19 protein-coding genes are annotated in these 26,954 nt (G+C 67.4%); 4 read left to right on the top strand and 15 right to left on the bottom strand.

Annotation, left to right across the window (positions count from 1 at the left end; genetic code table 11):
* Positions 1-7: 7 nt before the first annotated feature.
* Genes FBZ83_RS11105 through FBZ83_RS11065 form a run of 9 tightly spaced genes read right to left on the bottom strand, consistent with a single transcriptional unit; the run spans position 8 to position 13,834 of the window.
* A complete protein-coding gene (locus tag FBZ83_RS11105) occupies positions 8-1,156 on the bottom strand; it encodes a hypothetical protein (protein WP_145682481.1) in 1,149 nt (382 codons plus the stop codon).
* Positions 1,153-1,971, bottom strand: coding sequence for a hypothetical protein (locus tag FBZ83_RS11100; protein ID WP_145682480.1), 819 nt, complete (start codon positions 1,969-1,971; stop codon positions 1,153-1,155). The genes FBZ83_RS11105 and FBZ83_RS11100 overlap by 4 nt, the downstream gene beginning before the upstream one ends.
* Positions 1,968-6,206: a hypothetical protein gene (locus tag FBZ83_RS11095; RefSeq protein WP_145682479.1), complete on the bottom strand. Its 4,239-nt coding sequence runs from the start codon at positions 6,204-6,206 to the stop codon at positions 1,968-1,970. The genes FBZ83_RS11100 and FBZ83_RS11095 overlap by 4 nt, the downstream gene beginning before the upstream one ends.
* A complete protein-coding gene (locus FBZ83_RS11090) occupies positions 6,203-7,273 on the bottom strand; it encodes a hypothetical protein (protein WP_145682478.1) in 1,071 nt (356 codons plus the stop codon). Before FBZ83_RS11090 ends, FBZ83_RS11095 begins: the two co-directional genes overlap by 4 nt.
* Positions 7,270-8,460 carry a hypothetical protein gene (locus FBZ83_RS11085; RefSeq protein WP_145682477.1) on the bottom strand — a complete coding sequence of 397 codons (1,191 nt, stop codon included), beginning with the start codon at positions 8,458-8,460 and terminating at the stop codon, positions 7,270-7,272. The genes FBZ83_RS11090 and FBZ83_RS11085 overlap by 4 nt, the downstream gene beginning before the upstream one ends.
* Positions 8,457-9,989 (bottom strand): hypothetical protein, encoded by a 1,533-nt coding sequence (locus tag FBZ83_RS11080; RefSeq protein WP_145682476.1) that lies wholly within the window; start codon positions 9,987-9,989, stop codon positions 8,457-8,459. Before FBZ83_RS11080 ends, FBZ83_RS11085 begins: the two co-directional genes overlap by 4 nt.
* A complete protein-coding gene (locus tag FBZ83_RS11075; RefSeq protein ID WP_211101648.1) occupies positions 9,989-12,055 on the bottom strand; it encodes an HsdM family class I SAM-dependent methyltransferase in 2,067 nt (688 codons plus the stop codon). The genes FBZ83_RS11080 and FBZ83_RS11075 overlap by 1 nt, the downstream gene beginning before the upstream one ends.
* Positions 12,056-12,071: 16 nt before the next feature.
* Positions 12,072-12,452 carry a hypothetical protein gene (locus FBZ83_RS11070; RefSeq protein WP_145682475.1) on the bottom strand — a complete coding sequence of 127 codons (381 nt, stop codon included), beginning with the start codon at positions 12,450-12,452 and terminating at the stop codon, positions 12,072-12,074.
* Positions 12,449-13,834: a hypothetical protein gene (locus FBZ83_RS11065; RefSeq protein WP_145682474.1), complete on the bottom strand. Its 1,386-nt coding sequence runs from the start codon at positions 13,832-13,834 to the stop codon at positions 12,449-12,451. Before FBZ83_RS11065 ends, FBZ83_RS11070 begins: the two co-directional genes overlap by 4 nt.
* A 350-nt stretch (positions 13,835-14,184) precedes the next feature.
* Here FBZ83_RS11065 and FBZ83_RS11060 point away from each other — a divergent pair, with 350 nt between their 5' ends.
* A complete protein-coding gene (locus tag FBZ83_RS11060) occupies positions 14,185-15,162 on the top strand; it encodes a HamA C-terminal domain-containing protein (protein WP_145682473.1) in 978 nt (325 codons plus the stop codon).
* Entirely contained in the window at positions 15,152-17,740 is a 2,589-nt protein-coding gene (locus FBZ83_RS11055; protein WP_145682472.1) for a DEAD/DEAH box helicase, read from the top strand. Before FBZ83_RS11060 ends, FBZ83_RS11055 begins: the two co-directional genes overlap by 11 nt.
* Positions 17,741-17,966: 226 nt before the next feature.
* On the opposite strand, the gene FBZ83_RS11050 is transcribed toward FBZ83_RS11055, so the two are convergent.
* On the bottom strand, positions 17,967-19,250 hold the full coding sequence (locus FBZ83_RS11050; protein WP_145682471.1) for a tyrosine-type recombinase/integrase: 1,284 nt from the start codon (positions 19,248-19,250) through the stop codon (positions 17,967-17,969).
* Between the two features lie 299 nt (positions 19,251-19,549).
* Entirely contained in the window at positions 19,550-19,777 is a 228-nt protein-coding gene (locus FBZ83_RS11045; protein WP_014238634.1) for a YMGG-like glycine zipper-containing protein, read from the bottom strand.
* A 417-nt stretch (positions 19,778-20,194) separates the two neighbouring features.
* On the opposite strand from FBZ83_RS11045, the gene FBZ83_RS11040 reads away from it, so the two are divergent.
* On the top strand, positions 20,195-20,587 hold the full coding sequence (locus FBZ83_RS11040; RefSeq protein WP_145682470.1) for a hypothetical protein: 393 nt from the start codon (positions 20,195-20,197) through the stop codon (positions 20,585-20,587).
* A 93-nt stretch (positions 20,588-20,680) separates the two neighbouring features.
* On the opposite strand, the gene FBZ83_RS11035 is transcribed toward FBZ83_RS11040, so the two are convergent.
* From FBZ83_RS11035 to FBZ83_RS11025, 3 genes are all read right to left on the bottom strand, one after another.
* Positions 20,681-21,469 (bottom strand): ABC transporter ATP-binding protein, encoded by a 789-nt coding sequence (locus FBZ83_RS11035; RefSeq protein WP_014238630.1) that lies wholly within the window; start codon positions 21,467-21,469, stop codon positions 20,681-20,683.
* Positions 21,470-21,478: 9 nt separating this feature from the next.
* Positions 21,479-22,267 (bottom strand): ABC transporter permease, encoded by a 789-nt coding sequence (locus FBZ83_RS11030; protein ID WP_038529855.1) that lies wholly within the window; start codon positions 22,265-22,267, stop codon positions 21,479-21,481.
* A gap of 129 nt (positions 22,268-22,396) precedes the next feature.
* Entirely contained in the window at positions 22,397-23,347 is a 951-nt protein-coding gene (locus FBZ83_RS11025) for an ABC transporter substrate-binding protein (RefSeq protein ID WP_145682469.1), read from the bottom strand.
* A 278-nt stretch (positions 23,348-23,625) separates the two neighbouring features.
* Between FBZ83_RS11025 and FBZ83_RS11020 the strand changes: the two genes are divergently transcribed.
* On the top strand, positions 23,626-23,880 hold the full coding sequence (locus FBZ83_RS11020) for a hypothetical protein (RefSeq protein ID WP_145682468.1): 255 nt from the start codon (positions 23,626-23,628) through the stop codon (positions 23,878-23,880).
* A gap of 43 nt (positions 23,881-23,923) precedes the next feature.
* Here the strand turns inward: FBZ83_RS11020 and FBZ83_RS11015 are convergent, their stop codons facing one another.
* Positions 23,924-26,896: a PAS domain-containing protein gene (locus FBZ83_RS11015; protein WP_145682467.1), complete on the bottom strand. Its 2,973-nt coding sequence runs from the start codon at positions 26,894-26,896 to the stop codon at positions 23,924-23,926.
* Positions 26,897-26,954 lie beyond the last annotated feature (58 nt).

Genomic DNA, 26,954 nt, shown 5'->3' with positions numbered 1-26,954 from the left:
ATTCTCCTTACGTCGCGAGATCCCAATCCGAAAGCCAGATGCTCTCGAGTTCGCGCCGCTTCAGCTCACCGACGACGCTTCGGCTGTAGTTTTCAAGGAAGGGTCCAAGGGCGTTCAGTTCCCGCTCCGCAAGTTGGACCGGCAGCGGTGCCGTCAGCGCGCCGCCCACCGCCGTCAGCGCCATGGTCATGCCAACAACCTCGTCGATGGCTTTGGCCGTCCATGTGGGCGCGTCGCCGACGAGCTGCATCAAGCGCGGTTCCGTGGTCTGTCCCGCCCGGAAGTGAAGCCCGATGACGCCCAGATCGACGACGGACCCGGGTTCCATACGCGGAGCGTGGACGTTCATCCGGAAGGCAGCCGTTCTCGTAAAGCTCCCAAGAATCCCGTGGACGAAGCGCCGTTCACCGACGCCGAGGATCGCGTCGCGAATGCCGTCGAGCGCGGCAAGGTGGCTATGGTCGAACTCTTCGGTCGGCAAGAGCTGGCTGCGCCCCTCCGGCGAGCGCAAATCCTGCTGCGCCGACTGCACGATGGCGCCGAACCGCTGCGAGGCGAGGCCGACGATGATGGGTCCACCGGCTTGCCATGGGAAAAGGCGCTCGCGGTGACGTGACCAGAACGTTTCTATGGCGTCGAGCGTTGCCGCGTAGGCCGCCTGGTATCCCTCGTCGCCGGTGCGGTTCACCGGCGGAACCATGCCCCGGTCCATGACCAGCGGCGTGTCGAGAAAGATGAGCCGCGCGCGCTCCTCCGAAACCGCCCGTTCGGCGAGTTCGTAGGCCTGCCGCATGGCCACCAGGGCGAGGCGTTTCGATTGGTTCTCGTAGTTGATGTCGTCGATCTCGCACGCGCTGTCCTGGCCCGCCGTCGACATCGCGTTGTGCTCGACCAGGAGGTCGCATCGCGCTGCGACTGCTCCGTACAGAAAGCCGCCGATCGTTCTCGCGGTCGCGGAATGCGTCGCGATTCCGGATACCCGGGTGTTGATCGGGTTCGGACGATCGATGGCCCGAACGAGCCCCGCCTTCACGAACAGCGGCGCAACGCGCTCAAGGTCCCGGATCTGCTTGAGCAGTCGCCCAACGGTCCCGGGCAGACGGACCTGGGATTGTACCGCGAGCGTCTGTGCGAGCGAACGGTTGACGGTCTTCATCGGCTGGACCCTTCGCGAATCGCGCTGACGTAAGGCGCGTATGGGCTCTGCATCACCAGATCGTACGCGTCGGCCGTCGGCGTGACGCCAAGAACGAGGCCCCGCTTGCGCAGCTCCGTCAGGAGCGCGCGCGCCTTTTCGGTGGAGAACCGGAACACCGGCGAGGACCGAAGCGCCGCGACGACCTCCTCCTCGTCCGTGAACGGCCGGCTGAGCAGGAAGACCAAGAAGCCGTAATGGTCGGGCTGCAGCGAAGCCGTCGCGGGTGTCGGAGCGGCTTGGGCTTCCCCGGTAAGCGCAACGAGGTTTCCAAGCCAGCTCTGAAGCTCTGCGGGCACATCCAGCACGGCGAGGGACCACAGCGGCAGGCAGGTGACCGCGAAGAGCCCGGCCGCGGGGTGGAGTCGGTAGGCGCCCACGCAGACGCTGAGATCGCTCCACGTTGCACCCGGCATCGCCGGTGCCTGGAGCCTGCCGGTCAGCCGGTACGAGACTTCGGGCGCCAGCACCGTGGCGAGCCCTTCGCCTCCACGGGGCGCGGACTCCATCCGCTCCGCCCGCCAGGAGACGGGACGCTCGCTGGGCGCAACGGCGAAGGGGGGCAGTAGGAGGAGAAGGTGCCCCGGCGCACGGGTCCACTCGACTAGCCGGGCCTGCTCCGCGTCGTCGGCACCCTGGAAGCCGTCGGCGAACGCAAGGACGGCGGCGCGACCGTCGGGCAGCTCCGACGTTGCCGTCGCCGCCAGCGCCTCCTGCAGGATCCGGCCGCGACGATGGGTGGCGAGGGCTCCGTGGAGAAAAACCGGGACGGTCATGACCGTTCCCCCAGGCGATAGGTTCTCTGGATGAGCCCACGTCGCACCAGCGCGTCCGCTTCCTGTAGCGCCAAGTCGGGATCGCGCCCGTCATCGAGCGCGGCCACGATGGCGCACCAGCGGTCGAAGCTCACGCCGGCTCCATGGAGCAGCGCCTCGCCCTCGGCGCTGTTGCCCTGGGTGTGTGCTTTGACCAACGCCTGCGCCGCGACGAGCGAGCCTGCGTCTTCAATGTCCGTGAAGGTCAATGGCTTCGGCCCGGCCACCCCAAGCGCATGCGCGAGAGCTTCGCGGCTGCGCTGCGACCGGAACAGTTGCGGGTCCTCGAGAAGGCGCTTCCGGTACTCGGTCACGGCGTTCTCGACTGTTATGACGCTGCTCAGCAACAGCATCAGGGGTTTGCGCGGCTCTTCGAGCAGGTCGCGGGCTTTCGACATTAGGGGCTGGAAGTTTCCCAACCGCGCCGGGCCGTCGTATTCGGAACGCAATCGTTCCACGTCCTCCGCTTGCGCATTCTCCAAGGCCTCTTGAATCAGGGCTGGCCGTTTCTGCAGCTTATCGAAGGGTATCGCCGAGGATGGGTAGCGAAAGTCGGCCGGCGCCTGCATCAGCACCGTCTGAAGGGTTGAAATTCGCTTCGTCGCGTCATCGAGGTCCGTCCGCAGTTTTTCATAAACGCCTTTCAGCTCACGGAACGCGGTGATGATCTGGCCCTCGCACCGATCGAGCGGATGCTCCTTCCAGGTCACCAAGTCGAGGCCCACCTCACGCGCGAGGTTCTCCAGCTGTAAGGTTGCCTCCGCAACCTGGAAGTCGCGCAGGTGCTGCCTCAGCGTGCCGGGCTCCTTCGCCTGACCGACCTCCGTCGCCCCGGGCGTGGCGGTCGGTGCGAGGGCACCATCGAGAATGTGCACGATCTTTTCCAGGGAGAGCGTGAAGAGGGCGATCGGGAACCCCCGAAGCGACGCCACGTCCACGCGGATCTCGTCGGCCAACGACACGGTCCGCACGCGGATGCGCTCCTCGGCACGGCGGACAAACCCCGCGAACAGGGACGCGCGGCGGATGCGTTGCCACAAAGGCACATCGTCGAGGTGGATGTCGAGGGTCCGGATGTTCGCATCTTGCTGCAGCGCCTGGAAATCCTCGCGGCGGTAGACCCAGTTGACGGCGTCCAGGACGCGCCGTCGGCGCTGCGCGGCAATGCGGTAGCTCTCAGCCGTTGCCGACCGGGTCTCGAACGCGTCGAGCGCGTCGAGGTCGGTGCGGCTCTCCTTGAGTTTCTCGCGGGCCTTTAGTGTCTTGGTCCCTGGTCTGGAACTTTCCGACGCGAACAGCTCCTTCACGAGCCCGGCGCCGAAGACCGTTTCCATGTCGCTGACCAGTGTCGGGTACTCGGTCGTCAGCCAGTTGTCCGCTTCCTGCACGGCTCCGCGCAATTCGGAGCGGGTCGTCGGCGTATGGACGTCGTTGGTCGTCGCACCGGGTTTCGGCTTTCCGAACCCCAATTCGCAGATGAGCGACATCCACTCCAGGTAGGTTTCCTTAGGCTTGACGCCCTCCCAGCTGTAGCCCCAGAACCACTCGTGTTCGGCATGGGCAAATGACCACTCGCCATCCAGCACGCGCTTGATCGTACCGACGAGGAAGGTAGGGAACAGCGGCTCGGCCGAGTCGTCGAGGCGCGAGAACAGCCCGGCCCGTTCGCTGTCGAGGTAGCCGGCGGCGCGGGCTTTCGGCGACACCCCAAGCTTGGCCAGGAGCGCCTTCAGCGCCTCGACGTCCACCCCTGACTTGTCGTCGAGATCGGCGAGGGTGACCGGCTCCTGTTTGTCGATGGCAAGGACGCGCCAAGCGCGCCTGAGCAGTTCCTCCTCCGGCTCCTTGAGCCGACCCGCCGGCCGGAACGGCCACGCGATGCGGCCGAGATCGTCGAGTTGACGGCGGAAGCGCCCCACTTCGTCCGAAAACTGGCGCACGAGGCTTTGCAGGCGGTTGTTGAACGCCGTCGTGAATCCGTGGTGATCAAGGCGAAAGCCGACGCACGCCGACGTCGCGACGCCGACCTGATGGAGGATGTGCTCCTCGGTGGAGGTGAGCTGATACAGAAGCAGGTAGCCCTTCGCATCCCTCAGCGTCTGGACGGACGGATTCGCCATCCGGTCCGCCAAGGCCCGGGAGGCCGTGAAGGCGACCACAGGCGTTCGCCCCTCCTCGCCGAACTGGGTGCTGGCCGCCTTGCACAGGCTCACCAGCTCGTCGTCGTTCTTCACCCACGCGAAGAGAACGCGCCCCCTCGGATGCAGCTTCAGGCCGTCGAATGTGACCAGGCCCCCCGAGGCTCCCCGGCTTCGCGGCGCTGTGCCGATGACGGTCAGCGACTCGTCGCGGATGCCCGAGGCCACGGCGTCGTAGGCCCAGTGCTGGTCGATGACGCGCATCGCGCCCACCAGCATCTGCCGCGCCCGCTGCTGCTCGGTCTGCGCCCGCAGCGCCGACAGCGCCGCCTCGTGGGCGGCGTTCTGGTCGGGGTCGCGGAAGATGAGCGATGTCTGGCCTTGCTTGCGGTGCCGCAGATCGAGCCGGGCGATCATCTCCACGCTCGGTCCGACGTGCGTGGCCGTGTCCGGTTCGAGATCCTCCGCTCCGAGGAAGCGGCGCCACAGGGCGCGCGCCGCGTCTTCGGCGGCGGGGTGCGGATAGAGGAGCGACACGAGGTGGACGAAGTCGGTCTGGCGCAACGGGACGACCAGCGTGTGCTTGCCGTCGGTGCGCGGCCGTCCCTTCGTCTCATGGATGGCGTAGGTGCCGAGGTTGGAGAGGAGCTGGCCGAGGTCGAGCGGCTGATCGACGCCGCCGAGTCGCCACATCCCGCGGTCGCGGGTGAATTTCGACACGCGCAGTGCTTCGGCCGCCTCTAACCCGTCCCACGCGACGCGGCTGAACAGTGTGACGACGGGTTCGTCGTATTCGTTGCGGGCGCCCAGCACGGCGGCCCGCGTCTCAGCGGAGTAGGCGTCGAGGGGGACCGGAAGCTGGCCGTACAGCAGGTCGCGTGCGGTTGCCAGATGCGACCGATCCGGCATCTTCAGCATGGCGATGGCGTTGTGATCGAGGACGTGCTGGCGCACCCGCCCCGATACCCGGACCAGCTCGTCGAACAGGGAGCCCACCGTCGGCGTGTCCGTCTCGCCCCGCAGCCGCTTGTCGCGCAGGCGTTCGTCGATGCTCGCCATGATGACGTTGAACCAGCCGAAGTTGCCGGCGCTCATCGCATACGCGGCCTCGACCAGCCCCTGCGGGTAGGACTCGGCAAGCCGCCCGTCGTCACCCAATGCCTGCACGAAGTCGCTGACGTCGGAAAAGGCGTTCGATTGCAGCTCCTCCATCTCAAAGCGGCGCACGGTCGACTGGATCTCGCGCAGCTCGTCGCCGATGGCCGGAGAGCAGAGGGCGACGTAGCGCAGCCAGGGAAGTTTGCGGCGCGGATCCTCCTCCTTGATCGCCTTGCCCATCAGCTTGATGGCACGGCCGTCGAGGTGCTTGATGTCGGTCGAATCGAGCCCGAAGGTCGCCGCCTCGGCGGCGGTCTCCAATTCGTCCAGCACCACGAGCACGTACTTGATGCCCAGCGACTGAAGGTAGGCGTAGGCCGCCTGGCAGAGCCGGGTCGCCAGCTCCGGGTCCACGTAGAGCGTCTCGTCGGAGTGTTTGGCCGAAACCTCCAGCGCCGCCGCGAGCCTCTGCGCGTCGAAGCCGGCGACGGTGAGGCGGTCGGCCGCCTCCTTGGCAATCTGGCCCTGGATCGAGCCGTCGAACGTGCCGCGCGCCAACGGCAGCAGCGCCTTGTAGAGACCGTAGGCGAACCAGTTGTCGACGTTGTTGTAGTCGTTCGCGACCTGGCTGTAGCGGACGTAGAGCCCGAGGTACTGGTCCCGGTCCTGGTCGTCGTGGAAGAGTTGCGCCTTGCTCAGGGCGCCATCGTCGCCGCGCACCCACCAGCCGCGCGAGGTGTCGTTGATCTGCGCCACCAGCTCGTAGCCCAGGCGGGACTTGCCGATGCCCCAGCGCGCGACGACGGCGAAGACGTGCGCGAACTTCTCCGCCTCGTCGTCGACGAGGTGGATGAAGTGTCGGAACGCCTCGAAGAAGCGGCCCTGGCCGACGATGGGGTGGCTGAGCGGGTAGCTCGACACGCCGGTTGCGGCCCACTGGTGCTTCGCCTTGTTGGTCATCGTGTCTGCTCCCGTTCAGTCCCCAGCGCGGCCCAGGCGTTGTGGAAGGCGTCGTTGAATTCGGTGTGGACGACCCAGCGCACGAGCTTGCGCGATGGGTCGGCGTGCAAGCCCCGTCCGTGGCGCGCTTGGCCGGGCTCCGCGTCGAGCAGTTCCAGCGCGCCCCGCGTCATGGCCAACTCCATGAGCATGTCCATCCAGCGCGCGAAGGTGTCATCGCCGGGGCTCACGCCGTAGGTCGCGAGCAGCGCGCGCAGCACCGGCTCGACGGCAACGAAGCCGCGCAGGTCCGCATGCCCCGCGGTGATGTCGCTGAGCGCCTGCGCCGGTGTGGACGTGCCGGCGAGGTCGGCTGCCAGCGCGCCCGGCAGCGTCACGTCGCCGGTGCGGCTGAGCCAGCCCACCGATTCCAGCAGATGCAGGGGGGCCGTGAGCGGCGCCAGCGAGAGGTCGTCCTTGCGCTTCTTGCGCTTGAGGACGTCGGGATCGTACGCCATCCCCACGCTGCGTGCCCGCGCAAGCCAGCGGCCCGCCGTCCGCTGCTCGAGCCCGGCGAACCAAGCCGCCGGTTCGCCATGGCGGTGCAGGAGGAGCGAGACGCCCGCCTTCAACCCCGCGCGCCCGCTGCGCACCGCGGCCCAATGCCTGAGTTCCCAGTCGCCCCGCTGGAGCCGCAGCAGCAGCAGCCGCAGCCACGGGCTTTCCCGCAGGAGCAAGGCCGAGAGCCGCTCGAGCCCGCGCGCCGGCTCGTCCTTCCAGTGCCGCAGCAGCGCATGGGCATCGTCGGTCAGATCCCAACGGTCGTCCGCGTCGCGGGCGACGAGGCCCACGCCGGGCAACAGCGTGCGGTCCTCCCGCCGGAAAAGGCCGAACAGACCGATCGCGCCGCGCCGGGAAATCACCCCGGAAAGGCAGCGGTCGGCCACCGCACGCGGCGTGCCGGTCAGCGGGGTGCTCCGTCGCGCCGCGAGCGCGTCGAGGGCGCGAAACCAGGACTCCGGGTCGCCCGGCTCGGTCCAGAAAGCGGGACGTTCGAGGTGGAGCCGTGACTCGGAGGGTGCCGTCATGACGCCACCTCGCCGCCCGTTCCGGCGCTGGCGCGGGCGATCCGTTCGGCGGCCCAGGTCTCGGCGGCCCGGCGCACGGCGGCGGTCACCGGGGAACCCAGCCGGTAAAAGGCCCGGCTGCCGAGCGCGCGGTAGCAAGCGTCGGAAAAAGCGGGATCGATGGCATAGGCGGGGTGCCGGGCGCCGGTCCCATGCTCGAAGCGCCAGACGCCGCGCCGCTGCGCGGCGTCGATGACGAGGCCGAGCCGGTCGTCGAGTGTGCTTGCCGTGACGCGATGGCCGAGAAGGGTCACGCCGAGTTGCGCCAGAACGCGCCGCACCAGCTCGCCGAGGGAGCCGCAGCGGACCTCCTCGCCGTTCGGCCGCGTGACGACCACCTCGACGCACGGCGGCCTCTGGAACTGGGGGAGGTGGGCCGGCTCCAGCTCGAAGGCGACGCCGCCGGACACCCGTTCGGCCTCCCACGCCTCCTTGGTGAACACCATCTGGGCGAGCAGGAAAGCCCAGGGATGATGGAGCGCCCAGCGCATGACGTCGCCCTCGCCGCCGCGGCCGTCGAGCGCGCCGCTGAGGACCACCGTCGCGGGCGCGGTGTCGGTTGCCTCCGGCAAGCGCAGGAGCCGTCCGGACTGCCAGACCGTTGAGGGGTTGTCGACCACGATGTCCGGCAGCGGCTGCGGCACCGGCGTGCCGTCTGCCATCCCGGCGGTCGCGGCCAGCGCGCGCAGCAGCACCGGGAAGGCCGGAGCCTCGTGCGCGGCGGCGGGCAGCACGGCGCGTTCCAGCTCGCCGAAGGCGGTCGGCGACAGCGATGGAGCCTCCACCCCCACGAGCGCGCGGGCGAGCGCACCGGCGCCGGTCACGGTCTCGGCCAGCGCCGCGACGTCGCCACGCTCCCCGATCTCGGCGAAGCGGGCGCGGAGCACGCGCAGCCACGCCGCGCGGACCTCGGGCAGCAGCGAGACCACCGCCGGCACCGTCTCCGCCGCGTCGGGCAAGCGGTCGGCGAGCGCCACGGCGAGCGGGGTCGCCGCCAGCACCGTGCCCCGCTCGCTCCACAGACCACCCGACTGTATTCCCTCCAGGCCGTCGAGGGCGAACGCCGGCACCTCGCCCTGCGCGAGCAGGCTCCGCACCGCGTCCACCGTGCGCGTGAGCGCACGCCCCTGGAGGGCGGCGACGGTCATGGGCCGCTCCCCTCGTCCGGCTCGTCGAGGAGCGCGTAGAGACCGTCGAGGTCGGGGATCAGCGGCGGGGCGTCGGCGGCATCGCCCTGCCGGAGCGATTGCAGGATGGCCCGGTCGGCGTCGCGGTTGCCGGCCTCCAGCCCCTTCTGCGCGGCGATGAGGTCGGCCTCGGAGAGGCGGCCGTCGATGAGATGTTCGACGAGCGCTACAGCAACGGCAGTCAGAAGCTTGGCCGCATCTGCGCACCGTCCGGCAACGAGCATTTTGTCATCGGTTGCGAACCAGATTTCCCGCTCCGTATCCGCCACCGGGGGTATCGGGATCTCAATGAGCTTGACGTCACTTGGATACGAGTGAGCGGTAATGCCGCGAATCGTTGATTGAATTTGCCGGTAGCCGATGTCGGTCTTGAGGTACTGTCGAATGAAGGACGCTGGAACCTGTGCCCGGTCCACACGAATAACCATCACCTCCGTAGAGGGGTACGCCCCCTCAAGCTGAGAGTAGGTCACGTCTCGCCCGATGTAGCTCTTGTTATGAGCAGCGTTACACAACAGAAGGTCGTGGAGGGCGAGAGCTCGTGTGCCGTTCATCGGGCGCTTGACCGCGCGCAACGGCCCCTCGACGAAACTCCTTCCCAGATTAGCGACTGTTGCCTGGGCAACCCCCTCCTCGGCTTCCGGCTGACTCTGCCCATTTATGACTAGAGTGCTCAGTCGGCCCAGAGAGCGCGTCGTTCCGCCGATCTGTCGGAAGTACTGCTCAACAGCCGACGGGTAGAAGTGCGCATCAAGACGTTCAGTCAGAGACCGAGTTGCGAGACGACGGGTGCGTTTCGTGAAGTTAACGCCAACCGGAAGAGGGATATACTTCGCGTGCACCATTGCGACATTCGCTTCGATCCTCTGCGCGCGAGCGCGAAGTCGCTCGGCCTGCCGGACCTTGTCGCCGATGTAGCGTTGGGCGTCCGCATCTTGCGGAAGAGCGATGAGAATCTCCTTTACACCTTCGTTGGAAAGGTGTGGCTGGGCATTCCCTTGCTCCCATCTTACGAGTTGAGGCCGACCATGTTTTGACTGAAGGAACGTCATCGCATAGTGAGAATCTAATCCATTGGCTGGCTCTGCACCGATAACATCCTGCGAAATATTGGCATCCTCTACACTGTCCGGAACCACAGCACAATGACGATACATTCCGCCTTTGGCGAAGAGCAAATGGCCCGGCGCGACCGCGGTCTTTCGCTGATTGGCATGCGTAGCGCATGAAATGAAGACAGTATCACTAAGGTCAAGAAAGCCTGATGTGAATTGGCTAATCCGGATGAAGGGAACTCCCGAAGAGGTGTATTCGGAGGCAAGCAGATAGAATGCTCCTTTGAAGACACGGTTAAGTACCGCACTCAGCGGAACAACTCGGAGTCCAGAAGCTCGGAGTCGGTGTTCGATTTCCAGGTACTCTGGGGCATGGAATCCGGCGTCTAGGCGAACCGAAAGATCGACTGAAGGCAAGCGCCACGCTGAGCCCATCACTCGCCCCGCACATACGCGCCGACGATGGCGGCGAGGTCGTTGGGAACGCCCGCGCTATAATCCTCGACGTTGTTCTTGACGACGTAGCCGAGCGTCTCGGCGACGGCCATGAACACGTCGGTCTGCGGCTCGTCCTGGAACTTCTCCGGGTCGTCCTTGCGGGCGTGGCGCTTCTGAAGGTAGAGCACGCTGGTCTTGGCGCCCGTGCCCGACAACTTGAAGGCGTCGGACGGCAGGCTGAGGACCGCCTTGACGATGGCCTTGCCGCCGTGGAACTCGCCCGTCGCCTCGTCCTTCACGCCCATGATGTACTCGCGCACGTATCGGTCGCTGGAGTTGCAGAGTACTCCGTCAGGCAGCACGATCAACAGCCGCCCGCCGGGCTTGAGCAATTGCAGGCAGCGGTCGAGGAACAACACCGCCGGGTCGGTGTTGGTGGAGGCCTCCCTCCACACGCCCTTGCTGTTGGGCGAGCCGCCCATGGCGAGGCCGGTGACCGTCGGCGAATAGTCGTAGCCGCCGCCGCGGCCGGTGCGCGGCTCGAGGTCGGAGCGGTAGGTCGCGAGGATCGCCTGCATCGCCTCCTCGTGCGATTTTTTCGCCGTATCCTGGCTCTTGCTGAATTTGGGTGTGCCGAAGGGCGGGTTGGTGCAGATCAGGTCGAAGCTGCCGGGCTCGAGCTGTGGGCTGGTCAGCGAGTTCTGCGTGTAGAAGATGCGGGCCTTCGGCGCCCCGAGCAGCGCCATGTTCACCCGCGCCAGCATCACCATCTGGGGCGAGGAATCGGCGCCGACGAAGCTGTGCTCGCACATCTCCGCGAACAGCTTCCGGCGGTCGTCCTCGGTCGCGGTGCGGCGGCCGCTAAGCTCGTCCAACGTGCGCCGCAATTGGTTGAGCGCGACCGAGAGGAAGCCGCCGCTGCCGCAGGCCGGATCACAGAAGCGGAAGGCGGGCCGCCCCATGTCGTGGGCGACGAGCTTGGCCGCGTCCTCGGTGCTCCGCTTGATGTCGTGGAAAGCCATGGCCAGCATCGCCTGTTTCACCGGCGCCGGGGTGAGATAGATGCCGAGGCCGCCCTTCGACTCGAAGTTGGCGCGCAGGAACACGTCAAACGCGCGGCCGAGCACGTCGGCGGCAATGTCGGCGAGCGTGCCCTGCTTCTTCAGGACTTGGTTCCGGTTGTCCGTCACCGGCCCCAGATCCTGGATGAGCGACAGGACCGCCTCGTAGTTGCCCGGCTGTTCGAGCCGAAGATAGCTGTGCCGGTCGAAGATGGGGTGTTCCTCGCCAGCGTCGTCGGTGACGATGTAGTCGGGGTGCAGCTTGAAATGCGAGAAGGCCGAGCGGATCTCGGCGACCGCGGTGCGGCCGTGCGCCTTCACGTACGCTGCGGAGAAGACGTTCATCAGATCCAGCGTCCGTCCCTCGTGTTCAAAGGACAGCGGGGGAGGGTGGTGCAGGCGGAACGACTCCAGGAAGAGGAGCTTGGCGACCTCCTCGATGATGTCGTTCTTGCCGTTCACCCGATCCTTGTGCGTCTGGTAGATGCGCTCGTGCAGCGCGTTAAAGCCCTTCATCAGGCGATCGTACATGCGCATCGACCAGCGGTAGGTCGGATCGACCTTGATGCGCTCGTAGTCGTTGATCTCACGGACGCCCGGCAGCTTGTCGATCTGATGCGGCGTCCCGGGCGTCACGTCGAAGACCGCCTCCAGCTTGCCCTCGGCGTCCTTGACCACGGCGAATTGCGGGTAATGGTCCGCCGCCGTGTCGGAGGGCGGCAACGTCCACGACAGCGCCGCCACGTCGTCGGCGTTGCTGCGGTTCCAGGCGCCGGGGGGCAGCACGAGCGCCAGCACCCGCCTGGTCTCTGCACCTTCGTGGCGGCCCCACACCAGGGCGGCCGCCATTCCCGGCTCGCTCACCTTGAGGTCATGCTTCTGATCGAAGCCGGCAACCGCGAGCGTATGGGTGAGCGACGCGAGGACATTGCTCTCCTCGGAGCCGACGGATGCCGCCTCCTTCGTCGTGGTGTCGGGCGAAACCTTCTTGGGACGTGCCATGGGTGTTTACCTGTGCCTATGGGGCAATGCGGATGAGGTTCGGGCCGAAGACGTCGAGCCCGGCGGCGCGCCGGGCGATGGCGAGGATCTGCTCGTCCGTCGTCACGAAGTCAGCGGGGAGGCGGGCGCGGACCTGCGCCGCCTGGATCGGTTTGCCGGCGAACGAGCGAACGGCGTCGATGATGGCGGTTTCCAGCGCCTCCTCGGGGCGGGAGGCGCCCACGTGGAAGGTGCCGGACTCGTCGCGCTCGACCCCCGGCGCGCACAGGAGGAAGAGCTCGACCTGATCGCGGCTCCAGTCCAGACCCGACAGCCGGGCGCGCTCGTGCAGCTCATCGAGGCTGAGACGCTTGCGCTTCAGCGTGTCCAGCAGGTCCTCGGCGTGTCGTAGCGTCACCGGAGCGGCTCCTTCATACGCGCGGGAGATGGCATGAACGGCGCGTGGACGGCGTCGAACAGCGCGGCGAGCTCGTTCATGAGCGACGACCAGCGGCGATCGAGCGAGCGGCGCTGCGCATGGTGCCGCTCAATGGCACGCTGCCAGCGGTCGCGCACGTCGCGCGACGGCGCCGGGACTCGCAACGACCGCAGGGCATCGGGCGGGACGAACTGCTGGGCGGACCCGACCGTGAGGCGGGCAGTCTGAGAGCGCATTGGCACCGTCGAGAGCAGCAGCGCCCAGGCCGCGGGTGTTTCACGGAAACGGAGCCGCACCCAGCCATCCACGGGGTGCGTGTTCGGTGGCACGTCCTCATCGACGTAGGCCGCTCGGAAGCTGGTGCCGAGGGTCGAAAGGAGAACGTCGCCCGCAACGAGCGGCTTCGCCAGCGTGCGGTTGGGGATCAACTCGGACGCGCGGGCATCATCCGCAGAGGACGCGAGAAGGTCGTCGCCGACGTCGCTCAACCGAAGGACACGCGCCTCATCTGGGGTGTGGCTGAGACGGGTGCGGTCGTCGAACCTAGCAAGCTCGGCAAGGGCGACCCATCCGGAGCCCTCTTCGAGTGCCGACTGTTCCGCGCGCAGCGCCGTGGCGGACGGCAGCCAGCTCTCGTTCGAGACCGCGTCGCGGGCGAAGAACGAACCACCGGCAAGGTCATGGGTGGTGCCGGACGCCGTCGCCGTTGCAACGCTGGCCTCTTCGCGCGTCCGGTACAGTGCTTCGCCCATCAGCGTGGCGTCGTCGAGGATGTCGCGAACGCGCGCCGCCAGCCCTTCCATCTCCAGCGGGACGGGCGGTACCCGCAACTCCCCCAGCGCACCGAGCCCGGCCCGCTTCAACACGCCCGATTCAACGAGCAAAAGCTGCTCGTAGCCGGGGTGGTTGAGGCAAAGGGCGACCCACACCGCCGCTGACGTCGAGAGCCCTCGAACGATGAGCGCGTTGCCGTCGACCGGGTGCCGCCTCGCATTCGGTGAGACGAACGCGGCCCGCACGGGGGCGAGTTTGTTCAGCACGACGTCGTCGGGACGCGCGCACCACCGACCGGCGATCCGCGGCGGAGACCAATGCTGCTCCGAAGGCAGCAGGCGCAGGTGCCCGATGTTGGCTTGGCGGTAAATCGGCGTCGTTGCCGCTCTGGAGTCGTAGGTGAGGGCGCCGGGCGTGTCGCTTACCCGCCAACCTTCGAGGACCTGCCCTCCCAAATCGCCGATCGATCGTCCGGTGCTGCCGGCGCGAAGAGCCGCCGCCGCCAACCCGACAAAATACCTCGGCGCCCAGCCGGGGGCGGCCTCCAACAACTCGGGCGGGATGAATCTGTGCGATACGTGCGACATCACATTTCGACTTTGTCAGTCGCGTAGGGCACGGTCAAGCTACTTGTGATGTCACACGTACCGATGATAAGGTTTTACTTGCTGGGGTGACGCTTACCCCATGGTGCAGTCGCGCCCAGCGCGGCCCGGCCGCATCAATGCGTCCGCGGCGCCCAACAGCGCGGCGCGCTGGATTAGAGCGCGACTGGTACCTGAGATGATACAAGAGTGCTCGTTACCAGCGGAAGCCGTGTGGCGAATGTGCGGCGATATACCACTTGGGGAAAGTGAGGTTGCGTGATGCTCGCTGTGGACGCCATGCACGCCGAAAGCCGGCAGACTGGCAGCGGCGTGTGTTCGATGCGGTTGTCATGGATACGCCCATAAACCTTGAGGAGGCTCTCGACCTTCTCGCCGGAAAACACGACAAGTTCAACGCGCGGGTGCGGACGGTGTCCAGCATCCCCGTCGACGGATTCCCGCGCGTCAAGGCCAGCTTCTACTATCTGTCCTTCCAGGACGGCCTCCCCACGATCGAACAGTTCGTCAAGTACTTGAAGCACCAGTTGGTCGCGTTCTGCATCCCGCGGCGGGACCGCATGCGCGTACGGGCGCAGATGCAGGCAGACCCCGACGAGGCCGAACGGCTGGTGCTCGAGCAGTTCGAGAAGGCGCGCGATCTGTTCATCAAGGCCAAGGAGCAGCAGAAGAAGGCGGGGGAGCCGGGTGAACTGATCTTGTTCGTCCTGTTGGAGTGGGCGTTGCGGGCGCCGCAGCTCATCTCGAAGATGTACCTGAAGACATCCCGGGAGATGCCGGTGCATGGCACCGACGGCATCCACGTCGGTCTGCACGACGACGGCGTGACCCTGCTGCTGTACTGGGGCGAGTCCAAGCTTTACGCCGATCTCTCCGATGCGCTGGACGCGGTCTTCGAGTCCGTGGGGGATTTCGTCAAGGACGACGGCAAGCGGACTCGCGAGATCGACATTGTCCGCGACCACATGAACCTAGGAGAGGATCAGCAGGCGCTGCGGGACACCCTGCTCGACTATCTCGACCCTTATTCGGAGAAAGGAAATCAGAGGCGGCACGTGTTCGCCTGCTTCGTCGGTTTCGACTACGCTCATTATGAACAGCTGCGGAAGCTTCACCCGGACCAAGTCGAGAACGCGTTCCGGGAGCTCTTCGAGAAGCGCGTGACCAAAGCCGTGGAACTGTTGCGACGCAGGCTCGGCGCCGAAGGGATGGACGTCGTGAACTTCGAGTTCTTTCTGATCCCCTTCCCCTCGGTGCAGGCGTTCCGCACCGAGTTCTTCAAGCACACGGGCATCGGCAATGCTGAATGAACTGGCCGACCGGATCTGGGCGAACCCCAGGTTCCAGACAGAACTGCTGACCTTGGTCGCGGCCCGTGTCCGGCGTTCCGCCCTGGGCGAGGGCGCCGCGGACGGCGCGGACACTCTCGATGACGAAGGGCTCGCCCGCCTCCTGCAGTCCGCTGCGGTACTCGCGCAGTCCGCCGAGGCGGCGCACAAGGAGGCCGCCTTCCGGATCACCACGGCGATCTACACGCTGTACGGCGGCGAATACGACCGGCTGCCGCAATTGCTCTATCTCGTCCTGTCGCGGCTGGGGAACTTCCCGGCGATCCGATTCAGCCATGGAACGTTGCAGGCGCCCGAAGGGCTTCCGCTCCCAGTGGCGATTGAGGCCGGCCATCGCCTGATCGGCAACACCGTCACGGTGCGGCGGACCGCCCTGGGCTCCTCTGAAATCGTGCTCACCGACTTCCAACGGGATGTCTGGAGCGCGCTCGAGGAGGGGGCATCGCTCGGGACGTCGGCGCCGACATCGGCCGGCAAGAGCTTCCTGCTCCAGGCGTTCATCCGACGGCTCTGGGCGGCGGCGCCGCGTCCCCGGGTGGTCTACATCGTCCCCACGCGCGCGCTGATCAACCAGGTGTCGGGCGAGCTCGTCGCCGCATTGCGCAGCGACGGTGCCGATGAGGTCGGCGTCGTTACCGTGCCGCTGACGGCCGACCAGCCGGTCCCGAACGATGCGCTGTTCGTCATGACGCAGGAGCGGCTGCAGCTCATCCTCATGAACCACCCTGAAGCGGCCTTCGATCTCGTGATCGTCGACGAGGCGCAGGCCGTGGGCGACGGCGGGCGCGGCGTGATCCTCACCGCCGTCCTGGAGGAGCTCACGCGGCGGAACGCGGCGGTCCAGATGTTCTTCGCCAGCCCCAACCTGTCCAACCCGCAGATCTTCGGTCGTCTGTTTGGTCTGAAGAACTACCGCCACCACAAGAGCCGCGACATCGCGGTAGCGCAGAACCTCATTCACCTGGACACCTCGGGTGCTGATCCCCGCCGCATTCGGGTCTCCCTCAACATGGGCGGCGCGAAGCTGCCACTCGGGGAGGTGGTTGCCAGCGACGACCTGACCGGTGTCAAGCAGGCGACGGTGCACCTCGCCAACCTTTTCGGCCAAGGGGGCCAAAGCCTTGTCTACGCCAAGGGCGCAGCCGACTGTCAGGGCTTAGCGACCGGTTTGATGCAGCTTGAGGCCGCCCGCGCCGAGGCGGCCGGATCGCCGGAGCCCAGGGCGGAGCGCAAGCAGCTGTCCGCGTTCATCAAGGAGAGCGTGCATCCCAAATTCGCCCTGGCCGAGACCGTCCTGAACGGAGTCGGCTTCCACTACGGCGCCATGCCGCCCCTGCTGCGGCGCTCCATCGAAGATGCCTTCCGAAACGCCGAGCTGAAGTTCCTGGTGAGCACCAGCACGCTGCTGCACGGGCTCAATCTCCCGGCCCGCAGCCTGTTTCTCAACCGGCCGCGCCGTGGCAACAAGTCTCCTCTTGAGTCCGTGGATTTTTGGAACTTGGCGGGACGTGCCGGAAGGCTGGGCAAAGAGTTCGAGGGCGACGTCTACCTCATCGACTACGATGAGTGGCCAAGCCAGCCGCTGACCGGGAACCGAGAGGTCGAGATTCGCTCGACCCTCGAGGAGCACGTGCGCGAGCGGTCGGAGGAGTTGATCGCCTACATCGGCGAGCCGGATCGGAAGCCGGACCGTTCGGGTGCCGATGAGTTCGAGAACACCTTCACGAAGCTCTACGCCGATCACCGCGCGGGTCAACTCGACGAGACGCTCGATCGCCTGGAGGTGCCGCCGCGATCCGACGTGCGCGTCCAGCTCTCCGAAGCCCTGCACGCGGCGGGACAGCTTGTCCGGCTAGACGATGCCGTTGTCCGGGCCAGCCCGACGGTGTCGGTCTACCGCCAGCAGCGGCTGTACGATTACATGCTGGCGCAGATCGCCAAGGAGGGGCCCGAGTACCTGATGCCCGTCCACCCACTCAGCCCAGGCGCCTACAACAGTCTGGTGGCCATCTTCAAGCGATGCCACACGCACATCTTCCAGTGGCCGGCTGCGGATAGGAGCCACCTGCGGGCCGCGGTCTTCGCCCATCCCTGGATGTGTGGCGATCCGCTGCCGCAGATCATCGACGCGCACTTCGAGTACGAGATGAAGCGGAACGAGCGGTACACCATTGCCAAGGCGATCCTTGCCACGCTCAAGGCGATCGAAGAGGACGTGCGGTTCACGTACGTGCGGCTCACCGGCTGCTACAACACGCTGCTGAAGCGCGCGCTGACGGAGAAGGGACATGCCGACTTCGCCGAGCGCATCGTTCCCATTCCGATGTTCATGGAGGTCGGCGCCTGCTCTCAGACGATGATGTCATTCATAAGCATGGGCCTATCGCGTATCTCGTCGCGCAAGCTCGCGGGCGAAGCCGCGCGTCAGAACATGGGCCCGGCCGAGGCCAAGGTGTGGGTCCGGACGCAGGACTTGGACGTCCTCGGCGTCTCGCCGATCATCATCCGCGAGATCAAGCGGGCTCTGCAGGCCGCCTGATGCTCCCGACGCTGATGGCGATCCGACCTCAATACCCCGGTCATCTGGCCACGCGAACTGGGCTAAACGCTTCAGTGTGCGGTCGCGCGACCGCAACGCCAGCGACCCGACGGCGCTCGTCTGCTGCGTCCCAGCAAGCCGAGCCCTATGGGTTTGGATTTGTTGCCAACTCTCGACTTTCTCTGCGGCGCCCGCTTTAGTAACATGAAATTGTAAAATTTTTTGTTTATCCCCCGGCAGACAGAGGCAAAACACTCTTATGCTGAATGAGGCCGAACGATGGGGCGGTCCGGCGCACCATGTCAGCCACGTAGGACTGTGCTAGGTGCCCGTAGTGCTGCTCGACCATCCGTGTGTCGCGATGGCCGAGGTTCTGCGCCACCACCATCAGCGGGGCGCCGGCCATGATCGTCAGGCTGGCCCAGGTGTGGCGCAGCTCGTGAAAGGTGAAGGCCGGGTCGAGGCCAGCGCGCCGCACCGCTTCCTTGAACGGACGCTGGTGCAGATCGCGGTCCCAGCGCTCGCCGTCCTCACGCCGCAGCAGCGGCTCGCCCATCGGGCGGCCCAGCGTCAATTGCCGACAGAACGCCATTCCTTCCTCGTTAAGCACAACGTGCCGCGGCTTGCCGGACTTGCTGTCGCGGATGAAGAGCGTGCCGCTCGCCGCCTGGTAGTCGCGCACCTCCAGCCGGCACAGCTCGCCGTAGCGCGCCCCGGTGAGCAGCGCCAGCTGCACCAGCGCGCGCAGGTCGGGCGGGCAGGCGTTGAGCAGGCGGCGGGCCTCGTCGTGGTCGAGGAAGCGCGAGCGCTGGCGCTCGACACCGCCGAACTGCTGCACGCGTGCCCAGGCGTCGTTGCTCGGGATCAGCCCCTCGCGCCACGCGCGGTTCAGCGCCGCGCGCAACGTCACCAGGTGGCGGTTGGCGCGCAGCCGGCGCTTGCGCAGCGCCTCCTCGGGGTTCGGGTCCTCGGCGCGGTAGCGCTGCGCCTTGCCCTTCGACGTGCGCAGCCGCGGCGGCTCCTCGGCGATCTCGCGGTGCCACTTGCGGATCACCGCCGAGGTCAGCGCCGCCGTGTCGAGCGCGCCGAGGCGCGGCAGGATGTAGGCCTTGACGTAGGTGTCGAGGTGCTTGACCGACTTGCGGTGCGTCTTCACGTAGTCGAGGTAGTCCTCCAGGCACTGCGCCACGGTGTAGGGGCCACGCCGCACGCCGGCCTCGGCGGCGGCCTTGGCCTCGCACCAGCGCCGCGCCCGGGCGCTCGCCTGGTCGAAGGTGAGGACGCCGGCGCCGTCCGCCTCCAGCGCGTCGTCGGCCTGGCCGAGCGCGTCGAAGTGCTGCGTGCCCAGCGCGTCGCGGTAGCGCACCAGCCAGCTGCCGGCCCCCGCCGTCAGTCGCCGGTAGCCGAGGTAGCTGCCCTTGGCCAGGCGCGCCCAGTAGGGCTCGCGGCGCGGGGCGAGCTTGGCGCGCGCGGTCTTCGAGCGGGTGTCGGGGGCGGCGGAACGGGCCATGAACGGGCCTCCTCGTACGGAATCGGTACGGAAAAGCGTCGGCGGTCGAGCCCGGATGATAGCAGACGGGCTTTTCCTAAGCCATTGAAATTCCACCGTTCGCCGACGTCCGCCAACGTCCGTTCTTGTCTTGTTCCGTCGTTCCCAAGCTTACGACGAGGGTTCGATTCCCTTCACCCGCTCCAACATCTCCCTTAAAATCAGACGTCTGCTGGAGCCCTGACATTGAGGGCGCACAGGCGTGTGGGGTGGCCGCGGACACTGGTCCGGCGGCCTGATCCCCGTTGTGAAATCGGTGCTTACCGGTGCTTGCCGTTGTTGGAGGTCAAGGCGCCGACCGCGGCGCCGGCCGCGCCGCCGATCACGCCGCCCATCACCGCGCTGCCCCCCGTCAGGGCGCCGACCGCGGCACCGCCCGCGGCACCGATGGCGCCACCCGACAAGGTCCGCTGTTCGCGGTGGCTGAGGTTCGAGCAGCCCGTCAGGACAAGGCCGCCAACCACGATCACTGCCAGTTTCTTCACCATGATCCTACCCGTTTTCTTCCCTGCGTTTTTGGATGCCGCCAGCCTCGGAAAGCAGCGGTCAAGCCTGCGCTTGTGACGCATGCTTACGGAATGAACACGCCTTTGCGTGTGACTATTCCGGGGCGGAGAGCCGTCCGTTTCATCCCTAAGAGGGCCAGTTCGCTCCCCCTTCCTTCCTCGAAATAGGGGGCCAGAGGCGTCCTGCAAAGCCGCTGGTGGTGATGTTTGGCTAACAGCCAAGAAACTATAATAAAAATCAGGTTATTGTTCGTTTACCTTTCTCCGCGTCGAAAGGTTGCACGGTTTCGGAGGTGTTTCCTCTTTACTTCATCCAGGCCGCGTGGAAGGTTCAGTGTCCTAACGACCTGCGCGACATTGAGGACGCAGGCCTATCGGAAACGTCCCAGGATGCCCCACATGCTGCATCTTTCCAGGCCGCAGGCCCTTGCCGTCCTCCCGGCGAGCCGCCCGAGCGACCGCCGCGAACGGCACCCGCTGCAACTGGTGAGTGCCCATCCGTGCGCGCCGGCCTTTGAGCGCTCGGATGCGGCAATGCATCCAGCGGTGTCGGCAGCAGATGCGGCGGTTGGCCACTCCACGTCCAAGGCCCGTTCCGGCTTCGACGGGGAGCCGCTGGCCCGCGTCATCCACATGGCGGCCACCGGCGTGTGGGTGGTGAAGCGTCAGGGCCGGATGCTCGAAATCGGCGGACGGCTGCACTGGAATTGTCCACGCTCCCTCGCGTCGGACGCCGAGCGGGCCGGCGTCGCCCTGTCCGATCTGGTCATGAACACCGGTCGCCAAGCCTGACCCGGCGGGACAAAGCGAGGCGGTGAAGAAAAAGAACGAGCGGCGCCCGGAGGTGCCGCTCGTTCGCATGGTCCGGCCCGGATGGGGCGCCGGTCAGCGCTCCATGGTCACGGCCTTGATGGTTTCGACGCGGATCTCCTCGGTCAGCCGTTCCTTGTAGGCGGCGAACTCCGGGGTGGTCTTGACCTTGTAGGAGCGGGGGTGCGGCAGATCGATCGGGATGTCGCACTTGATGCGGCCGGGGCGGGCCGACATCACCACGACGCGGCTGGCCATGAAGATGGCCTCGTCGATGTCGTGGGTGACGAACATCACCGTCTTGCGGTCGGCCTCCCAGATGCCCAGCAGCAGCTCCTGCATCAGCTCGCGAGTCTGGTGGTCCAGCGCGCCGAAGGGCTCGTCGAGCAGCAGCATCTTCGGGTCGTTGGCCAGCGCGCGGGCCAGCGCCGTGCGCTGCTGCATGCCGCCGGACAGCTGGGCCGGGTGGTGGTTCTCAAAGCCCTTCAGCCCGACCTGGGCCAGGAAGCGGTCGGCGATCGCCAGCTGCTCCGCCCGCGGCAGGCCGCGCTCGCGCAGGCCGAAGCAGACGTTGTCGCGCACGGTCAGCCAGGGGAACAGCGTGTAGGACTGGAAGACCATGCCGCGGTCCGGGCCGGGGCCCGACACCGCCTTGCCCTCCAGCAGCACCTCGCCGGCGGTGGGGGTTTCCAGACCGGCGACGATGCGCAGCAGCGTGGACTTGCCGCAGCCCGACGGCCCCAGGATGGTGATGAAGTCGTTGTCGGCGACCTCCAGGCTCGTCGGCACCAGCGCGCGGGTCGGCGCCGTGCTGTTGCGGCCGGGGAAGGTCTTCTCGACGTTGCGGATGGACAGCTTGCTCATGGCCGGCGCTTATCGTCCTTTGGCCCACGGGAAGAGACGGGCGTTGAGCGCCCGGAACAGCAGGTCGGTGATCAGGCCGATCACGCCGATGATGAAGATGCCGAAGATCATCTGCCCGGTGTCGAGGAAGCGCTGGGCGTCGATGATCATGTGGCCGATGCCGCGCGACGCGCCCACCAGCTCCGCCACGATCACGTAGGTCCAGGCCCAGCCGAGCACGAGGCGCAGCGCCTCGAAGATCTGCGGCGAGGCGGCGGGCAGCAGGACGCGCAGCACCACGCCGTCGCGCTTGGCGCCCAGCGTGTAGGCGGCCTCCACCAGATCGCTGCGGATGCCCGACACGATGACCGTCACCATGATGATGAGCTGGAAGACGGAGCCGATGAAGATGACCAGGATCTTCTGAAGCTCGCCCACGCCCGCCCACAGGATCAGCAGCGGGATGAAGGCCGAGGCCGGCAGGTAGCGGGCGAAGGACACGAAGGCCTCAAAGAAGGCCTCCACCGGCTTGAAGGCCCCCATCAGGATGCCCAGCGGCACCGCCAGGGCGGCGGCCATGACGAAGCCGGCGAAGACGCGCCAGACCGTGACGGCGATGTCCTCGGCGAAGCCGAACTCCCGGAACAGCGCGATGCCCGCCGTCAGCGTGTCGCCGGGCGAGGCCAGGAACAGCGGCTTCACGAAGCCGCCGTAGGTGGCGATGCCCCAGCCCAGGAAGAACAGCACGAAGCAGGCGATGCCCAGCACCGTGCGCAGCGCCGGAGCGACCGGCTTCAGCGGAGTGAAGAGGGGGGACATGGGATTGGCGGACCGTTGTCGGGTTTGGAAGGCGGTGCCCCCTCCCTAACCCTCCCCCGCCTTCGGCGAGGGAGGGAACTCAACCCCCTCTCCCGCGAAGCGGGGGAGGGCTGGGGAGGGGGCAGGAACTTACTTAACGAAGGACGTGTCGGTCATGCTGTCCAGGCTCGGCGGGGCCTTGCGGATCAGCTTGGCCTCCAGCATCACGTCCTGGACCTCCTTGATGAAGGTCGGCATGGTCTTGGTCAGATACTCGATGTTGCCGGCCTTGTCGTACCAGAGCACGGTCTTCGCGGAGGAGGCGAACTGCTCCGGCGTCTGGTTGACGTCGCGGGCCATGATCTCGAAGGCCTTCTTCTCGTCCTTCTTGATCTCGTCCAGCGCCTCGAACCAGCTGTCGACGAAGGCCTTCACGACCTTCGGGTTCTTCTGGATGTAGTCGGGCTGGAAGGCCAGCGTGTCGATGATGACGCCCGGCGTCTGGTCCGACGTGACGATGATCTTGCCGTTGGCCTCGCGCACCTTGGACAGGTAAGGCTCATAGGTCACGGCGGCGTCGAACTGGCCGGCGACGAAGGCGTTGGCGGCGTCGGACGGCTGGAGGTTGACGGTCTGCACCTCGCCGATCGACAACCCGTTCTTCTTCAGCACATAGGCCAGCCAGAACTGCGGCACGCCGCCGTACTGCACGGCCACCTGCTTGCCCTTCAGGTCGGCGAGGCCGTTGATCGCGTCGCGCACGACGATGCCGTCGCCGCCGTGCGAGCTGTCGAGCACCAGCACCTGCGTCACGTCCACGCCGGAGGAGGCGTAGAGCAGGTGCGTGTCCACCGTGGTGGTGATCGCCTGCACCTCGCCCGCCGCCATCGCCTGGTGGCGGTTGGACGTCGGCATCTTCTTGATCTCGACCTCAATGCCGTTCTTCTTGAAGATGCCGGTTTCCTTGGCCAGCGTGATCGGTGCGAAGCCGGTCCAGCCGCTCATCGCCACGGTCACCTTGGTCTGCGCCGAGGCCGAAACCGCGCACAGCCCGGCGACGGCCGCCGCCAGGGCTCCGGCCATCCACGACGTCTTCCTCATGATCCCCCGCTCCCGGTTCTGAAGGTGTCTTTTGATCGCGCCGGGCGGCAGACCGCCGCCCACGCATCCGTGTGCCGCATTGTGCACGCGTGCGGGGCGGGTGGGAAGAGACGGGCCGATGCGGCGGCGCAAGCCTGACCTTCGTTGGAAGGCGCGGGGGAAGCTCTTGCAACCAAAGGCTAATTGGGATGCTTGCGTGCCCAATCCATATACCAACTGAACAAAGTGCGACGGGTGTATGCCGTTCTTTTGGGCACCACAGAGGGGAGGCCGGACCGATGCGCTCCATGGACCCGATGAAGCCGCCGCTGAACCCGCTGGCGAACCCGCCGATGACCGCGACGGACCGCCAGCGGACGCTGGACTATTTCGAACGACTCGGCCGGGACAAGGTGCGGCTGTACAGCGCCATCGACTGCGACCGCTACCTGGGCGGCTGGCAGGTGCGCGAACTGGCCGACCAGTGGCTGGCCGAGAAGGCCGAGGAGGAGCGCCCGGTACCGCTGTGGCGGAGGATCGTGCGGCGGCGCTGACGCCGCCGCACGCTTTCCTTGCGTCTGCGCCGCCTCGGGCCGTTTACGCCGCCCCGGCGTTCGCCATCATCTTGCGCAGGTCGTTGGGGAAGACCGGCTTGTGCAGGATGCTGAAACCGTTGCGGCGGGCCTCGTCCAGCCGTTCCGGGGCGGTGTCGCCGGTCAGGATGATGCCGGGCACGTCCTTGCCGACCAGACCCTGCACCGCAGCCAAGGCCTCCGGCCCGGTCCGCCCCTGCTGGAGCTGATAGTCGGCCAGCACGATCTGCGGACGCCGACCGTCGGCGCGCAGCCGCTCCAGCGCCTGGTCGCCCGACCGCGCGGTCAGCACGCTGTAGCCCCAGCCCTCCAGCATCGCCTTCAGGCCGAGCAGGATGATCGCCTCGTCGTCGATGACCAGCACCATCCCCTTGGTCGCGCAGTCGTTGGCGGCCTGCCGGAAGAGGTCCATGGCGGGCGGCGGCACGGCGGCGCGGGGCTTTTCCACGACGACCCGCGGCATCTCCACCGAGAAGACGGAGCCGATCCCCTCCTTCGAGCGCACGCGGACGCGGTGGTCGAGCAGCTTCGACAGGCGCTTGACGATGGCGAGGCCGAGGCCCAGCCCGCGGTCGCCGCTGCCCTGGATCTGGGTGAACTCCTCGAAGATGTCCTCCAGCCGGTCGGCGGGGATGCCGACGCCGCTGTCCCACACCTCGACGCGCAGACGGTCGGGGCCGCTGCGGCGGCAGCCGATCAGGATGCGGCCCTGGCGGGTGTAGCGCAGCGCGTTCTCGATGAGATTGCGCAGGATGCGCTCCAGATGCGACGGGTCGGTGCGCACCCAGGCCCGCGTCGGCACGGCGCGCAGCTCCAGCCCCTTCTGGGCGGCGCGCGGCGCGTATTCGGCGACCAGACGGCCCAGCACCTGGCCCAGGCGGACCTCCGCCGGGTTGGCGGCGATCTTGCCGGACTCCAGCCGCGACATGTCGAGCAGACCGTCGAGCAGGCCCTTCAGCGTGTCCAGCGCCTGACGCATGTTGTCGAGCAGCGGCAGGCTGGGATGGCCCTGCAGGCGGTCGCCCAGCGCGGCGGCGAAGAGGTAGAGCGACTGCACGGGCTGGCGCAGGTCGTGGCTGGCGACGGCCAGGAACTTGGACTTGCCGGCGGCGGCGTGCTCGGCCGCCTCCCGCGCGCGGCGCAGGTCGGCCTCGGCCTGCTTGCGGCCGGTCACGTCGACGGCGGCGCAGGTGATGCCGGCCAGCGCGCCGTCGGGGCCGCGCAGCGGGTCGATGGTCATGTCGTAGAAATGGTCCTGCCCGGCGCGGCGGATGCGGACCTCCTCGCGCACGCCCTCGCCGGTCTCCAGCGCCCGGCGCTTGATGGCGGTCAGGGCCTCGGCGTCGTCGGCGTCCTCGAACACCTCGGCATCGGTCTTGCCCACGACGTGCTCCGCCGTGAAGCCGAGCGCCGGGTTGTGCATCCAGGTGTAGCGCAGGGCGCAGTCCTGGTTGAACACCACGACGCCGGAGTTGCGCAGCGCCGTGCGGAAACGCTCGTTGGCGACGCGCAGCGCCTCCTCGGTGGATTTGCGCTCGGTGATGTCGATGCCCGAGACGATCAGGTGGGTGATCCGCCCGTCGGGGCCGCGCATCGGGGTGACCCGCATCTCCATGATCGCCGCACGGTCCCCGGCGATGCGCACCGGCGCGTCGAAGCGCGCGGAGTCGCCGTGGGCGGCGCGCTCCACCGCCACGCGCAGGCGGTCGCCCGCGGCGCCGGCGAAGGCGCGCCGGCAGGCCTCGTGGAAGGGATGGCCGACGATCTGCTCGACCGGCAGGCCGGACGCCTGGACGGCGGTCTGGTTGACCTGAAGAACGTCGCCGTCCGGGCTCAGCACGCCGACGAAGGTCGGCAGGGCGTCCAGAACGGCGCGCAGATGCTCCTCCGAGCCGCGCAGCGCGCGCTCGCGGGCCTCCAGCGTCTCGGCCATGGCGTCGAAGGCGCGGCCGAGCTGGCCGATCTCCGACTTTCGGTCGACCAGACCGGCCCGCGCGCTGGAGTTGCCGGCGCTCCACCCCTGGGTGGCGCGGATCAGCGCCTCGACCGGACGGCGGATGAACAGGGTGCCGCCGATCCAGGCGGCCAGGATGGCGACCAGCAGGCCGGTCAGTGTCATCAGCAGGCCCTGGCGGGTGGCGCGGTCGATGGTGCCGGCCACGGCGGTGTGGTCGAGCCCGACGCTGATGAAGAGGTCGCGCGTGCCCTGGCGGGACGGCGAATAGGCCAGCACCCGCGCCACCCCGTCCATCCCCGGCAGGGTGGTGACGCCGCCGCGGTTCTCGTTGAGCAGGTCCAGATAGGGCCGCGGCACGCGCTCGCCGCGCTGGGCGATGCCGTTGGGCAGCTTGACCAGGATGGTGCCGTTGCGGTCGGTGACCAGCAGGCTGGCGTTCTCGGGCAGGGGGCGCGCGGCGAAGTTGGTGGCCAGCCAGGGCAGGTCGAGGCCGAGCGTCACCACCCCGGTGACCGTGCCGGCTTCGTCGCGGAAGGGGACCGCGAAGGGCAGCATGGCGGTGCCGGGCTCCGCCGCCGGGCCGGGGGTCGTCCATTCGCCGACGACGAAGCGGCCCTCCTCCAGCGCGCGGCGGACATAGGGGCGCTGGGCGTTGGCGAGGCCGGAGGCGGCCGACGCGCGGTCGGGCGTGGCGCTGCACAGGAGGGTGCCGTCGCGGTCGAGGACGGACAGGTTGCGGTATTCGGGCGCGCGCTGGGCGAGCCGGATCAGGTGGGCCTGGCATTGCGCGTAGTCGCCGGACCGCAGGGTGGCCGATTCCGCGATGGAGGTGACCATCAGACGGGCGCCGTCGACGATCCGGGCCTGTTCCCCCTCGACCAGATGCAGCAGCCGCTCGGCCTGGGCGGCGACTTCCTCGGCACGCTCCGCACGGAACTGGAACACGCTGTAGGCCTGGATGCCCAGGGCCGGCAGGACGGCCAGAAGCACCAGCAGGAAAAGGCGGGCCAGCAAGGTCATCGTGTCACAGGCTCCCATCGGGCGGGAAAGCAGTCGGAACCAAAAGTCCGCTATCGTT

Origin of the sequence: Azospirillum brasilense (assembly GCF_007827815.1) — a bacterium.
GTDB classification, from domain to species: domain Bacteria; phylum Pseudomonadota; class Alphaproteobacteria; order Azospirillales; family Azospirillaceae; genus Azospirillum; species Azospirillum brasilense_C.
Note: the sequence above shows the minus strand (reverse complement) of the source record. Positions and strands in the feature narration are given on the sequence as shown.